We start from the raw sequence: 13,604 nt of genomic DNA, 5'->3' as shown, positions 1-13,604 counted from the left end.
GCATGTCGGCATTCCACTCGCACGGCCGGGGCCACCTTGACGGCCCGGTGGTCGTTTTCGGCACCGGGCTGCTCGGAGCCAGCATCGGTCTCGGCCTGCGTGGCCGGGGTGTCTCGGTGTTCCTTTCGGACCCCTCGCCAACCAACCAGGCCGTCGCCGTGGATATCGGTGCGGGCAGGCCTCTGTCCGAGCTTGCGAATCCGCCCCAGCTGGTTGTCGTCGCGGCGCCACCGGACGTGACGGCCGACGTCGTCGAGCGTGCCCTGGGTGAATACCCGGAGGCCGTTGTGGTGGACATTGCCAGCGTCAAGCTGGCAATCCAGGCCGATCTCCGTGCGCGTGGAGTGGACCTGTCCCGCTACGTGGGGACGCACCCGATGGCTGGGCGCGAGAAGTCGGGGCCCGTCGCTGCCCGCGGCGAGCTCTTCACGTCCATGCCCTGGGTCCTGTGCCCGTCCGACGAGACCAGTGCCGACGCGCTTCAGACTGCGCGTTCCCTTGCCGGGGACTTGGGGGCAATAGTCTCCCAGTTCACGGCGGAGGAGCACGATGAAGCCGTTGCGTTGGTGTCGCACTTGCCCCAAGTGATGTCATCGCTTCTCGCAAGCCGTTTGCAGGGGACACCGCTCCACGCGCTGTCCCTGGCCGGCAACGGGCTGCGGGACACCACGAGGATTGCTGCCAGCGATCCCACCCTTTGGGTGCAGATCCTTGGCAACAATGCGGCCAAGATGGTGGATATCCTCCATGGTGTCCGTGAGGACCTCAACCGTCTGATCGGTACCTTGGAGGATCCCACAGCCCCCGGTGCGCGGCTGGACCTTGCCCAGCTCATCAGCGAAGGCAACGCCGGGCAGGCCCGGATCCCGGGAAAGCACGGCGGACCCCCGCAGGCATATTCATGGCTTACAGTTCTGGTAGACGACCGGCCCGGGCAGATCGCCAGGCTGTTGACGGAGATCGGCGAGATCGGCGTCAACGTCGAAGACCTCCGCCTGGATCACTCGTCCGGGCAGAACGTTGGCATGGTGGAACTTTCAGTCATGCCCAACAAACATGACCTCCTTGTTGAAGCCTTGACCGACCGTGGATGGCGGGTACTCCAGTAATGACACGTGAACTATTCGGTCCGGAGACCGTAGTACGCCCGGGCAAGCCGCTCGTTGTCGCCATCGACGGCCCGTCCGGCTCCGGCAAGTCCAGCGTCAGCAAGGAAGTTGCCCGGCGCTTGAAGCTCGCCTATCTGGACACGGGTGCGATGTACCGTGCTTTGACCTGGTACTGCCTCAAGACCGGCATCGACCTCGCCGACGGTGCCGCCGTCGAGCAGGCCTCAAAGGATTTGCCGCTTGAACTGAGCACCAGCGCCAACGTCGAATACGTCAGTGTTGCCGGGGTGGACATCACAGAGGAAATCCGCGAGCCGAGGATCTCCTCGTCGGTCAGCGCCGTTGCGACCACCCTGGGTGCCCGCAATGAACTGATTCGTCGACAGCGCCAGCTGATCGAACAGCACCACCGCCGCATGGTGGTGGAGGGACGGGACATCACCACCGTCGTCGCGCCCAACGCGGAGGTCCGCATGCTGCTGACCGCCAGCGAGGAAGCGCGGCTGCGGCGCCGCGGCCTCCAGTTGGGCGGGACGCAGAGCCAGGAGCAGCTTGCCGCCCAAGTGATCCACCGCGACGCCAAGGACTCCACTGTGGTGAACTTCACCCAAGCGGCCGACGGTGTCGTAACGCTGGATTCCTCGGAGCTGGACTTCGAAGAAACCGTCGAAACGGCACTGAGCATTGTGGGCAAGGTCATCTACGGTGACTGAAGCCCGGCTCCCGGCGCGCTGGACCATGATGTGGAGCCGGCCTGTTGGCTGGCTGTTGGACCATGTCCTGTACCGGACCGCGATAACGGGACGTTCCAATGTTCCCAAATCCGGCCCGGTCATTTTCGCGGGCAACCACATCAGCTTCTTGGACGGGCCGGTGATGTTCGGCGCGGCTCCGCGGGCCATGCACATCCTGGTCAAGAAAGAGATGTTCAAGGGTTTCCTTGGACGGGTGCTTCGTGCCTCGGGGCAGATTTCCATCGACCGCTCCGGTGACCGCTCGGCTCTCCAGCTCGGAAAGAAAGTGCTCGACGCCGGCCGTTGCGTGGGGATTCTCCCTGAAGGAACGCGGGGGAGCGGCACCGCCGGCAACATCAGCAACGGCGTCGCATGGCTCGCGCTGATGTCCGGGGCCACAGTGATTCCCGTGGCTATCCTCGGAACGCGGATCGGCGACGAACACCGTGACTCCATTCCGAGGCTGCGCCGACATCTGCACGTCAGTTTCGGAGCCCCCTTGAATGTGACCCGCAGAAATGGCGAGTCGGGGCGTGTTTCAATGGACAGGGCGGCCGCGGAGATCCGCGCTGCGCTGGCTGGACACGTCCAGGATGCCGTCAAGACCACCGGTCAGTCCCTTCCGGGGGACTAATGCACCGGCCCACAGCCAATGCAGCACCGCCAAGAAGAAGTAGCCGGGACGCCGGCAGATCACCACTAAGGAAAGTGCAATGAGCGATACGACTCACAAATCCGGCAACATCGGAGCCGGCGACGACGAATACACGCCCACCGGCACCGACCAGGTGGCTGAAAACCTCGCCGCCCTGGACGACGACGAAGCCGAACTCCGTGCAGCCTCCCTCCGGGCGGGCCTGGAAGACTACGACCTCGACGAGGACGACGCAGCCCTGCTGAGCGGACTCTACGACGACGAAGGCGACGACGGCCCCCTCAAGCTTGACCCGGTCCTGGCCATCATCGGCCGCCCCAACGTCGGCAAGTCCACGCTGGTGAACCGCATCCTTGGCCGCCGCGAGGCCGTCGTCGAGGACACCCCGGGCGTTACCCGTGACCGCGTCATGTACTCGGCACACTGGAACGGCCGCAACTTCACGCTGGTGGACACCGGTGGCTGGGAACACGATGCCAGGGGCATCCACGCCCGCGTCGCCGAGCAGGCCGAGATGGCCGTGGAACTGGCCGACGCCGTGCTCTTCGTGGTGGACTCCGCCGTTGGCGCCACTGCCACGGACGAAGGCGTCATGAAGATGCTGCGCAAGTCCAAGAAGCCGGTCATCATGGTGGCCAACAAGGTGGACGACTTTGCGCAGGAAGCGGACTCGGCAACGCTCTGGGGCCTTGGCTTCGGCGAGCCGTACCCGGTGTCCGCCCTCCATGGCCGCGGCGTTGCCGACCTCCTGGACCACGTCATGGACACCTTGCCGGAGTTCTCCACAGTGGAAGGCGTCGAGCGCTCCGGCGGTCCCCGCCGCATTGCCCTCATCGGCCGCCCGAACGTCGGCAAGTCCTCCTTGCTGAACAAGCTGGCCGGCTCCGAGCGCGTGGTGGTTGATCCCCTCGCCGGGACCACCCGCGACCCCGTGGACGAATTCATCGAACTCGGCGGCCGCACGTGGCGCTTCGTGGACACCGCAGGCATCCGCCGCCGCCAGCACATGGCGCAGGGCGCGGACTTCTACGCCTCCCTGCGTACGCAGGCCGCGCTCGAAAAGGCGGAGGTCGCCGTCGTGCTCCTGGCCGTTGACGAGGTGCTCAGCGAACAGGACGTCCGCATCCTGCAGCTCGCCATCGAGTCGGGCCGCGCGCTCGTCCTCGCGTTCAACAAGTGGGACCTGCTCGACGACGAACGTCGCCGCTACCTTGAGCGTGAAATCGAGCAGGACCTGGCACACGTTGAATGGGCTCCGCGCGTCAACATCTCCGCCAAGACCGGCTGGCACAAGGACCGTCTTGTGCCCGCACTGGACCTCGCCTTGGAGAGCTGGGACAAGCGCATCCCCACCGGACGCCTCAACGCGTTCCTGGGCGAGCTCGTGGCTGCCCACCCGCACCCGGTCCGCGGCGGCAAGCAGCCGCGCATCCTGTTCGGCACCCAGGCGTCCAGCCGTCCGCCGAAGTTCGTGCTCTTCACCACGGGCTTCCTGGACCCCGGATACCGCCGGTTCATCACCCGCCGGCTGCGGGAAACCTTTGGCTTCGACGGCACGCCGATCGAGGTCAACATGCGCGTCCGCGAAAAGCGCGGCAAGAAGCGCTAATTGAGACGCGCATCACAGATGACACCCGCCAAGGTGGCATTGAGAACCTCGAACATCGTGTAAGCTTTTTGAGGTGGTTCGGCCGGACTGCCTAGGTGAAAACCTAGGCGGAGAACGGCAGGACTGACGGGCTGTAGCGCAGCTTGGTAGCGCACTTGACTGGGGGTCAAGGGGTCGCAGGTTCAAATCCTGTCAGCCCGACCAGAAAGCCGTGGGAACTCTAGGGTTCCCACGGCTTTTGCGTTTAAGCGTTGGTGTTGCAGTGAGTGCGTGGACTCCGCTCATCTGAAGGGATCGTCAGCGCTGGGATGTCGGATTCTGCTCAATCACTCGAATGGATTAACTTCGGACCGGCGAAATCACGGGTCCGGCAACTTCGGCGAAGAGAGTGATCCGGCAGAATCCGACGGTGTTCCCGAGATTCTCGCCCGACCTGAACACGCCGTCCTGACCTTCTTTGACGGGCCAAGGCGTTGAAACGACGTGACTCGCGGTGTCGCAAGCGCTTTCCCAAACCAAAGAAGGTCAGGATGGCGCATGCGTCGAGGTGCGGAATGATCCCGCAGAATCCGGTGCACTCCGAGGAAGGCGTACTCATTTCCAAGGCCATGGGCACAGACCGCGAGAGATCAATTTGCAGCATGGGACAACCTGGCGGGCAATTCCAAAGGTAGCTTGACGCCGAGGGCGCCTTCTAAATGGTCCTTTTTGAGATCTGCGTTTCACCACAGTTTGCGCTCGAGGTATGCATGTCGCTGACAGTGACCAAGGCTTCGGCTTTGACAAGGCTTATTGGAAGCACGGAATCAAGAGTGTCGCGGCCGTTAAATTCGTGATGGACGGGCCTGGTACCTGGCAAGGAACCGATTGGACCACCACAGCTTATGGAAACAAGATCCGTTGCAAGTAAGGATTACCAGTCCTCGTACTATGGCCAATGGGTTGGACGTACTCTCGGCTTGAAGACCGCTTACTGTCTTGGTTCCACTGTTTGTCCCTGGCGGGTGACGGGAGCACTCGATGGGACTCTCAACAGATCGGCAGCCTCGGGGGCTGATTCGGCGCGGGTTCGTCCCCTCCGTCACCTCAGACCAGATGTTTTAGTAGTTACGAGCCGATCAAAGTCGGGACCAAAATTAACAAGGAGGACTTTGATGAGCAGCAGAAGAGTTTCAAGAGCCTCAATATGGGCCCTGTCAGATACAGGCACGCTGTATCTATTGATGCCACCCGAATCGCGGTCGTCTACGACGATTGGCGACGTAAGCTGGCTGGTCGGGTTTATGACCTGCGCCTCCTCGAAGAGCTGGACTTCGACCGGCGTCAGCCAATTCAAACCGCCATGGGCATCGTGCTAGGAGAGCTTGTTGAACCAACGGATGAAGGAAGAGAACGGGACAGCGCGGTTCTGAAGCCGATTAACGCAAAGTACCCGGGAATCCACTGGTTCGGGAGCGTTCCATAGAGAAGCATCAGTTCGGTCCTTGACACGTGCACATTTGAGCGTTGGCCCTATTCACTGCGGTGAATAGGGCCAAGCTACGAAATCGCTTTGCGAGTTCAGAATATTCGAACCCTCACCCTGGCCCTGCCATGCGCCGGATACCTACGAAAAGGATCAGCGTCAGGTAGATCCAGATAGAAGAGAAGATGCTCAACCCGGTCTGTTGGCTGGCCGTCAGATGCAAGGGTTCGGCGAGAAGCGTTGACATTGCACGCGCTGCCAGCCCAGGTACAGCGCAGACCGTCATCAATGCGAAGAGCCTGGACGAGCGAAGATATATGCCGACGAGCAGCCATCCGAGGGCGAGCCCACATAGCGGCAATTGCACGGGTGTATGCACCACCTTTCGATTTCTTGGGCATCAGCAATCTATGGCCGACGTGGGGCGTCTCAGTGGTCAATCCCAGGAATTAAGTGGTCTGCAGTTCCCATCTCCGTGTTCAATTCCGCGAGATCCCGGGGTTCTTGCTGACCGTCTCCGTGTGCCCAGGCCGCCGTCTACGTGTTGGACCGACCCCAACTATCATTGGACGGTGAGCGAAATCCTTCCCCCTTGCCCCGAATGCGCCAGCGAATACACCTACGAGATGGGTGCGTTGCTGGTCTGCCCCGAGTGCGCCCATGAATGGTCGCCGGTCGCGTCAGATGAAGCGGAAGCCCAGTCAACGGAGATTAAGGACGCCGTGGGCAATGTGCTCGCGGACGGGGACACGGTCACTGTAATCAAGGACCTCAAGGTCAAGGGGAGCGCCACGGCCATCAAGGTCGGAACCAAGGTCCGCAACATCCGCCTCGTGAACGGCGTGGGGGACCACGACATCGACTGCAAAGTGGACGGCTTCGGCCCCATGCAGCTCAAGTCCAGCGTGGTCAAGAAGGTCTGACGCGCCCCCAAAGGCAACCCCAGTCCCAAAGACAACAAAACCCCGCCGTTCCACTGGAGGAGCGGCGGGGTTCGTCGTTTCGCGCCTCACCCCGCGAAACAAACCTTAGGCCCCCTGCAGCGCCCCCAACGCCTTCACCAGCGGCTCGAGCTCCGGCACGGATTCAGCGGCCGCCAGCGACTCGGCGAGGGTTTCGTCGTGCACCGGCCTGGCCGCCATCAACAGCTTCTGGCCCGCTTCGGTGAGTTCCGTGTAGATGCCACGCCGGTCGTCGGCGCACAGGATCCTGGTCAGCAGCGCGCGGTCTTCAAGCCGGTTCACCAAACGCGTCGTGGCGCTGCTGGAAAGGGCTGTAGCCCTCGCGAGCTGCTGCATCCTCATGTGCCAGCCATCCTGGCGGCTCAGAGCGTCCAGCACGGTGTACTCGACCACCGAGAGATCCGCGGCGGACTGCAGCGCTTTCTCCAGTGCTGCCTCGATGTTGCCGTGCAGCGCGGCGAGAGTCCGCCACCCCTGCGCGCGCACCTCAACGGCGTCGTCCTTGATGCCCATCTTTTCCCGTAACTCCTGCCGATTGATGAAGAAACCAGACGCCCGCAAAGTAGTTGCTTGCGCAATTACATGGCGTGTGCAACTATATATACAGCGTCTGCAACTAATATTCTACGGTTCTCGGCGGCGCACTTCCACTCTCACGGGAATCCATCCCCACAAAGGAGCAACAACATGCCCGCAGGGTTGATCGCCCTTGCCCTGGGCGGATTCGGCATTGGCTTGACCGAGTTTGTCATCATGGGCCTCTTGCCCGAGATTGCCGCTGACTTCGGAGTCAGCGAAGCGGCCGCAGGGTGGTTCATCACCGGCTATGCGCTCAGCGTTGTTGTCGGCGCCCTTCTTGTGACGGCGGCCGTCACCCGCCTGCCCCGCAAGCCTGTGCTCATCGGGCTCCTCGTCCTGTTCATCGCCGGCAACTTCATCTCCGCCATCGCGGACAGCTACCCGGCCATGCTGATAGGGCGCATTGTCGCCGCCCTCTGCCACGGCGCGTTCTTCGGTATCGGCTCGGTGGTGGCGGCCGGTTTGGTTCCGGCCCACAAGAAGGCGGGAGCCATTGCCATCATGTTCACGGGCCTCACCGCCGCCAATGTGCTGGGCGTGCCCTTCGGAACGTTCCTCGGCCAGAACTTCGGCTGGCGGTCCACGTTCTGGGCTATCACCATCATCGGCGTTGTCGCGCTCATGGGCATCGCCCTCATGGTCCCGCGCACCACGGAAGGGACCGCGACCAGCAGCCTCCGCAGCGAGCTTGGTGCATTCACGTCCGGCCAGGTGTGGCTGTCCATCATCGTCACGATTCTCGGCTTCGGCGGCATGTTCGGCGCCTTCACCTACATCGCCTTCACCCTGACCGAGGTCTCCGGATTCGATCCACACGCCGTCCCGTGGCTCCTCGTCCTGTTTGGCGCCGGGCTGTTCGTCGGAAACATCGCCGGCGGCAAAGCGGCCGACAAATCCATCGACAAAACCCTCATGGTCATCCTCGCGGGCCTGGCGCTGGTGCTCGTGTTCTTCGCGCTCACCGCCGCGAGCCCCGCGGCCACCCTGTTCTCGCTGGCACTCATGGGCGGCTTTGGCTTCGCTACGGTCCCGGGTCTCCAGATGCGCGTCATGCACTTTGCGGCCACCGCGCCCACCCTCGCCTCCGGCGCGAACATCGGCGCCTTCAACCTGGGCAACGCCCTCGGCGCCTGGCTGGGCGGAGTCACCATCACCATGGGCCTGGGTTACACCTCGCCGATCTGGGCCGGGGCCGCCATCACCGTAGCGGCCCTGCTCGTCATGATCGCCGCCGCGGCGGCGGCCCGGCGTGGGGGAGCGGCGCAGTCCGCTTCCGCACCGCAAGCAGCCCCCGACGTCGTTCGCGAACCTGAGGAGGCACCGGTCGCCTAGGCGAACCGCAAGGAAGCCCGCCACCTGTTTTTCAAGGACAGTGGCGGGCTTCCCCGGGGTTCAGGAGCCGTCGCTGCTGCCGCGTTTGGCCAGGATCTCGCCGTTGGTCTGGCACGTGGGACAGTACTGCAGGGAAGTCCCCACGAAGGCCACCTCCCGTACGGTGTCCCCGCAGACCGGACACGGCTCTCCGGTCCTGCCGTGCACGCGCATCGAGGCTTTTTTGGCGGGCTTCAGTTCGTCGGGCAGCTTGCCTGCGAATTCCCGGGCCGCTCCCGCGAGTATGTCCTTCATCGTGGTGAAGAGGCGCTCCACCTCCTCCGGCTCCAGCGACGAAGCGTGGGCAACCGGAGACAACTTCGCTGCGTGGAGGATTTCGTCGCTATAGGCATTCCCGATACCCGCGATGAGTTTCTGGTTCTTCAGGACCCCCTTGACCTGCTGCCGCTTCGTGAGAAGCCTGCTGAACTGCTCCAATCCGAAGGCCGGATCGAGGGGATCCGGGCCGAGCTCGGCAATGCCATGGACTTCCTCGGGCTGACGAACGATGAAGAGGGCCAAACCCTTCCAGGTGCCCGTGTCGGCAAGCGTGACGTCGTAATCGTGGCCATTGTTCGAAAAGCCCAATTGCGCGGCGAAGTAGCCGGCTGTCGCGGTCGCTTCAGTGTCAGGTTGGTTGTCGGCGAACCATAGCCAGCCGGACTTCGCAAAACTGACAACCAAGTAGGCGGGCTCCGCATCGGCGCCCTGGGATACGGCAACCATCTCGAAAACGACGAATTTCCCCCGCCGGCCGACCGCTTCGACGGTCCGCCCGATCAGCGATTCATGGGGAATATCCGCCATTTTCAGGGCGAACGCCGATGGCAGTTGGAACTGCGTGAGCCGCGCCCCGGACAGTTGCTCGTCCAGAAAGTCGGTCAAGGCGGTGATTTCGGGCAGTTCCGGCATGATCGCGCTCCTCCGACGGCGTTGCAGGACTATGCGGCTCGAGTCTGCTTCCAATCATTCCAGACACCTGTGGGGAGGGGGCATGGATGTGCTTATACTTTCAGCGGTGGCCGGATGACCGGGCCGCCGTCGTGGTCCGAAATGTCCCGATGAAAGGCGACTCATGAGCAACATTCCTGCCGATCTTTCCTACACCGCCGAACATGAATGGGTCAGTGCCCCGAATGCAGACGGCGTCGTGCGCGTCGGCATCACGGACTTCGCCCAGGATGCACTCGGCGATGTCGTGTACGCCCAGCTGCCCGAGCCCGGCACCACCGTGAAGGGCAACGACGTCGTGGGTGAAGTCGAATCCACAAAGAGCGTGAGCGACATATATGCCCCGGTCAGCGGCGAAATTATTTCCCGCAACGAGGCTCTCGACACCGACTCTGCCCTGATCAACTCGGATCCCTACGGTGACGGCTGGCTGTTCGAGGTAAAGCTTTCGGAAGCTGACGCCATCGAGACCCTTCTCAGTGCATCAGAGTACGAACAACAGGTAGGCTAAATGGTATCTGGCCCGCCAAGTCGGTTCTCCCCGGAACGCCGGGAGCGACGGCGGCGGGCCAGCGACCTGTTTGGCCCGGGGGAACCGGGCAGTTGCGTAACCGGCAGTTTTGTCAACTGCCGGCGGATGAGGAGGATTTCCATGGTTGGCGGCAAGCGGAACCACGCCCGGGACGAGCACGGTGCTGTAGAACAGCCAACCTCGGAGACCACCTCAATCCAGCTCACGCCCGTGCGCCACCACGAGCCGGATGCCCGTCCGCCGCTGGCCGCCGAGGAGCGCGCCGCGGTCCAGGCATTGCCTCCTGGATCGGCCTTGCTGATTGCGCACACCGGCCCGAATGCCGGCGCGCGGTTCCTTCTGGACTCCGACACCACCACCGCTGGCCGCCACCCGGATGCGGACATCTTCCTGGATGACGTGACGGTTTCGCGCAAGCACGTGGAGTTCGTGCGTACCCCCGAGGGCTTCGAAGTGGTGGACACCGGAAGCCTCAATGGCACCTACGTCAACCAGGACCGGGTGGACAACGTCCTGCTCAAAAACGGCAGCGAGGTCCAGATCGGGAAGTTCCGCCTCACCTACTACCTGAGCCCTGCCCGCGCAGCAGGCCAAGACTGATTCCGGGTACGCCTGTGGCACTGCCCCAGCCGGAACGGCGAGGACCGCAGGTCCTCAACATCGGGGAGGTCCTCGCCCAACTCAGCGACGATTTTCCCACCATGACGGCGTCCAAGATCCGTTTTCTTGAGGAAAAGGGACTGATCAATCCGAAGCGCACTCCTGCCGGGTACCGGCAATACGCCGAAAGCGACGTCGAGCGCCTCCGCTTCGTGCTGGCCCTCCAGCGTGACCAGTACCTGCCCCTGAAGGTCATCAAGGACTACCTTGACGCGATCGACCGTGGCGAGCGTCCCGAAAACCTCCCGCCGGGCGTGTCGGTGTCCCCACGGATTGTTTCGGACGAACTTGCGGCCGAGCTGCAGGGCCGCGCACGCGCCCTGAGCGAGGAACAGTTGCGGACGGAATCCGGGGCCAGCGTCCCGCTCTTGCAGTCCCTCCTCAGTTACGGGCTCATCAGCCACGTCAACGGCAAATTCGACGAACACGCCCTTCAAGTGGCGCGTGCCTGCGTCCAACTTGAAAGCCACGGACTTGAGCCGCGGCACCTCCGTCCGTTCCAGGCCGCGGCCGAGCGCGAATTCGGCTTGGTGGAGCGCGTCGTCGCTCCTCTGACGTCCCGCAAGGACGCGGCATCGCAATCAAGGGCTGCTGAAGCCGCCCGGGAAATCAGCGAGCTCTGCCTCAGCCTGCATCGAGCCTTGGTGCAGGACCGTATCTCCCGTATGGACGCATGATGATTGAGGTCGAGATCGTTGGAGTGCGGATTGAACTGCCTTCAAACCAGCCTCTGGTCCTCCTCCGTGAGATGCACGGGGAACGCCATGTCCCTATTTGGATCGGCACGCCCGAAGCAAGCGCTATCGCCCTGGCCCAGCAAGGCGTGGTGCCGCCCCGGCCGATGACCCACGATCTGATGATCGACGTCGTTGAAGCACTCGGCCACACGATCATCAGCGTGAACATCGTCGCGGTCGAGGACAACATCTTCTACGGCCAACTCCAGTTCGACGACGGCACCGTAGTGAGTTCCCGCGCTTCCGATGCGCTGGCGCTTGCCTTGCGGGCGAAATGCCGCATCTGGTGTGCCGACGCCGTCATGGAAGAAGCCGGCGTCCGGATCACCGAACACGACGAAGGCGAAGACACCGAGCCGGGCCCCGAAGTTGACGAGGAACGGGAATTGCGCCGCTTCCGGGAGTTCCTGGACGACGTGGAGCCCGAGGATTTCGAAGGCTGAAGGTAGCCTAAGGTTAAAGTTGAGGGTGAAAGTTTCGACACGATCTGAAAATGCCCGGACGTCTTTGACCTAAGGCTCCCGCACGCCTAACGTCGAAGATATCAAGTTCCCGTTGCATGCAGGTCGCGCGCAAGTCACACTGAAAGGTGCGGACGCGTTGAAATTACACGAGTGCATTTCCCCTTTCGTGTTGCCCCCGTATGCACCATCCCCAAGGGAACTTCTGACAAGGAGGGTCACGTGAGTCCCAAAGGCGAAGCAGGCGAGCTAAAGCAGGCCTCGACAGGCGTTGCTGTACCCGCAAGCGGTGCCCAGGGTCTGCTTTTCACCGAGGACCTTCCGGTCCTGGATGAAGATGCCGGCTACCGTGGCCCCACCGCGTGCAAGGCGGCGGGGATTACCTACCGCCAGCTGGACTACTGGGCACGCACAGGCCTTGTTGAACCCGCCGTGCGGGGAGCCGCCGGTTCCGGATCGCAGCGGCTCTATGGCTTCCGGGACATCCTGGTTCTCAAAGTCGTCAAGCGGCTCCTGGACACAGGCGTGTCCCTCCAACAGATCCGCACGGCCGTCGAACACTTGCGCGAACGCGGAGTGGAAGACCTGGCGCAAATCACGCTCATGAGCGATGGCGCGAGTGTCTATGAATGCACTTCAGCGGACGAGGTCATTGACCTGGTGCAGGGCGGCCAAGGCGTATTCGGCATCGCAGTGGGCCGCGTCTGGCGCGAAGTCGAAGGCAGCCTAGCTGCGCTCCCGAGCGAACACGCGGTAGAACAGCCCTTTCCGGACGACGAACTCAGCAAGCGCCGTTCCGCCCGCCGCACCGGCTGAACCGCCGTCGGGATTGCCGCGAGCGTCCACTGAAGACCAATGAAGCCGCCTTCCGACAGGAAGGCGGCTTCATCCTTTTTCGAAGGGGGTGGCTTCTGGCTCGCAGAGCCGCTCAGCGCTTACGGCGTTCCCGCGTTCCGTTGTTCGAGGACAACATGTTCTCCAGGAGCGAGTCGAACAGCTTGGCGGTGTTCTTCGCCGAGTCGCCAGGCCAGTGGTGTACGGCGTGGGCGGCCCCCTGGATTTGCTGCCAATTCGCCTGCTCCGGAATATGCGGTGCCAGCAACAGCTCGCCGAACATCGATTCCATCTCGGCGAGACGGAACGTGTGCTCGGACGAGGCGGGACGGACCCTGTTGGCAACGATCCCTGCAGGAGCCAGCTGGGGAGCGAACTCCTGGCGGAACAATTGGATGGCGCGCATGGTGCGTTCCGTGCCGGCCACCGAGAAGAGCCCTGGTTCGGCAACAAGGACCACGCGGTCACTCGCGCTCCAGGCCATGCGGGTGAGGCCGTTGAGGGACGGCGGGCAGTCGACGAGTACCAGCTCGTACTTTTCGGCCGGGGCAAGGACAGCAGTCAGGCGGCGGAGATCGCGGCGCCCAAGATCCGGCCGGTCGTAGATTCCGGTGTAGGCGGATCCGACGGCGACGTCGAGGGCCGTCCCGCCGCCGTTGCCGCGGGGGTGGTCAACCCAGCCGCTGCTGACCACGTTGTCCAAGAGTCTCGCCTTGCGGGGGTTCTTCAGCATGCGGCCAATGTCGAGCTGGTCGCCGGCCTGGACGCCGAGGGCCGTAGTGGCGTCGGCGTGGGGATCCAGGTCCACGACAAGGGTGGGGATCCCTGCGGCCAGTGCGGCCGAGGCCAACCCAGTGGTTACGGATGTCTTGCCCACGCCGCCTTTGAGGCTGCTGATGCTGACTACTTGCACTTGAAAACCCAAAACCTAACGCCGGTTGCCGT

14 protein-coding genes, 1 tRNA gene and 1 pseudogene are annotated in these 13,604 nt (G+C 63.2%); 12 read left to right on the top strand and 4 right to left on the bottom strand.

All coding sequences use genetic code 11. The features are described 5' to 3' along the window. Positions 1–2 precede the first annotated feature (2 nt). The 5 genes and pseudogenes from QRN51_RS20125 to QRN51_RS20105 all read left to right on the top strand — a co-directional run bounded on the left by QRN51_RS20125 (position 3) and on the right by QRN51_RS20105 (position 4,311). A complete protein-coding gene (locus QRN51_RS20125; RefSeq protein ID WP_284991604.1) occupies positions 3–1,109 on the top strand; it encodes a prephenate dehydrogenase in 1,107 nt (368 codons plus the stop codon). Beyond that, complete coding sequence (gene cmk, locus QRN51_RS20120; protein WP_284991603.1) at positions 1,109–1,822, top strand: (d)CMP kinase; 714 nt, start codon at positions 1,109–1,111, stop codon at positions 1,820–1,822. The genes QRN51_RS20125 and cmk overlap by 1 nt, the downstream gene beginning before the upstream one ends. A gap of 28 nt (positions 1,823–1,850) precedes the next feature. Beyond that, positions 1,851–2,546, top strand: a pseudogene (locus QRN51_RS20115) (lysophospholipid acyltransferase family protein). 10 nt (positions 2,547–2,556) lie between these two features. Then, positions 2,557–4,107: a ribosome biogenesis GTPase Der gene (gene der, locus QRN51_RS20110; protein WP_284991602.1), complete on the top strand. Its 1,551-nt coding sequence runs from the start codon at positions 2,557–2,559 to the stop codon at positions 4,105–4,107. A 127-nt stretch (positions 4,108–4,234) separates the two neighbouring features. Then, positions 4,235–4,311 (top strand) — tRNA-Pro (locus QRN51_RS20105). A gap of 1,373 nt (positions 4,312–5,684) precedes the next feature. Here QRN51_RS20105 and QRN51_RS20100 read toward each other — a convergent pair. Continuing rightward, positions 5,685–5,954: a hypothetical protein gene (locus QRN51_RS20100; RefSeq protein ID WP_284991601.1), complete on the bottom strand. Its 270-nt coding sequence runs from the start codon at positions 5,952–5,954 to the stop codon at positions 5,685–5,687. A gap of 190 nt (positions 5,955–6,144) precedes the next feature. On the opposite strand from QRN51_RS20100, the gene QRN51_RS20095 reads away from it, so the two are divergent. After that, on the top strand, positions 6,145–6,495 hold the full coding sequence (locus QRN51_RS20095) for a zinc ribbon domain-containing protein YjdM (protein ID WP_284991600.1): 351 nt from the start codon (positions 6,145–6,147) through the stop codon (positions 6,493–6,495). Between the two features lie 105 nt (positions 6,496–6,600). Here QRN51_RS20095 and QRN51_RS20090 read toward each other — a convergent pair whose 3' ends face one another. Next, positions 6,601–7,047, bottom strand: coding sequence for a MarR family winged helix-turn-helix transcriptional regulator (locus QRN51_RS20090; protein WP_284991599.1), 447 nt, complete (start codon positions 7,045–7,047; stop codon positions 6,601–6,603). Between the two features lie 174 nt (positions 7,048–7,221). On the opposite strand from QRN51_RS20090, the gene QRN51_RS20085 reads away from it, so the two are divergent. Continuing rightward, on the top strand, positions 7,222–8,445 hold the full coding sequence (locus tag QRN51_RS20085; RefSeq protein WP_284991598.1) for an MFS transporter: 1,224 nt from the start codon (positions 7,222–7,224) through the stop codon (positions 8,443–8,445). A 60-nt stretch (positions 8,446–8,505) separates the two neighbouring features. Here QRN51_RS20085 and QRN51_RS20080 read toward each other — a convergent pair whose 3' ends face one another. Continuing rightward, positions 8,506–9,396, bottom strand: a complete 891-nt coding sequence (locus QRN51_RS20080; protein ID WP_284991597.1) for a DNA-formamidopyrimidine glycosylase family protein — start codon at positions 9,394–9,396, stop codon at positions 8,506–8,508. Between the two features lie 163 nt (positions 9,397–9,559). Between QRN51_RS20080 and gcvH the strand changes: the two genes are divergently transcribed. The 5 genes from gcvH (at position 9,560) to QRN51_RS20055 (ending at position 12,641) form a co-directional block, all read left to right on the top strand. Further along, positions 9,560–9,946 (top strand): glycine cleavage system protein GcvH, encoded by a 387-nt coding sequence (gene gcvH / locus QRN51_RS20075; RefSeq protein ID WP_284991596.1) that lies wholly within the window; start codon positions 9,560–9,562, stop codon positions 9,944–9,946. A gap of 141 nt (positions 9,947–10,087) precedes the next feature. Further along, complete coding sequence (locus QRN51_RS20070) at positions 10,088–10,567, top strand: FHA domain-containing protein (RefSeq protein WP_234753790.1); 480 nt, start codon at positions 10,088–10,090, stop codon at positions 10,565–10,567. 20 nt (positions 10,568–10,587) lie between these two features. Then, the gene (gene ftsR, locus QRN51_RS20065) at positions 10,588–11,304 is read left to right on the top strand and encodes a transcriptional regulator FtsR (protein ID WP_059389162.1); all 717 of its coding nucleotides are present in this window, start codon (positions 10,588–10,590) and stop codon (positions 11,302–11,304) included. Further along, the gene (locus QRN51_RS20060) at positions 11,304–11,807 is read left to right on the top strand and encodes a bifunctional nuclease family protein (RefSeq protein ID WP_059389161.1); all 504 of its coding nucleotides are present in this window, start codon (positions 11,304–11,306) and stop codon (positions 11,805–11,807) included. The genes ftsR and QRN51_RS20060 overlap by 1 nt, the downstream gene beginning before the upstream one ends. Positions 11,808–12,047: 240 nt before the next feature. Further along, entirely contained in the window at positions 12,048–12,641 is a 594-nt protein-coding gene (locus tag QRN51_RS20055) for a MerR family transcriptional regulator (RefSeq protein ID WP_059389160.1), read from the top strand. A 112-nt stretch (positions 12,642–12,753) separates the two neighbouring features. Here QRN51_RS20055 and QRN51_RS20050 read toward each other — a convergent pair whose 3' ends face one another. Then, positions 12,754–13,572 (bottom strand): ParA family protein, encoded by an 819-nt coding sequence (locus tag QRN51_RS20050; RefSeq protein WP_284991595.1) that lies wholly within the window; start codon positions 13,570–13,572, stop codon positions 12,754–12,756. Positions 13,573–13,604 lie beyond the last annotated feature (32 nt).

The organism is Arthrobacter sp. efr-133-TYG-120, from assembly GCF_030209785.1.
GTDB lineage: Bacteria > Actinomycetota > Actinomycetes > Actinomycetales > Micrococcaceae > Arthrobacter.
This window is presented reverse-complemented; position numbering and strand designations above follow the sequence as displayed.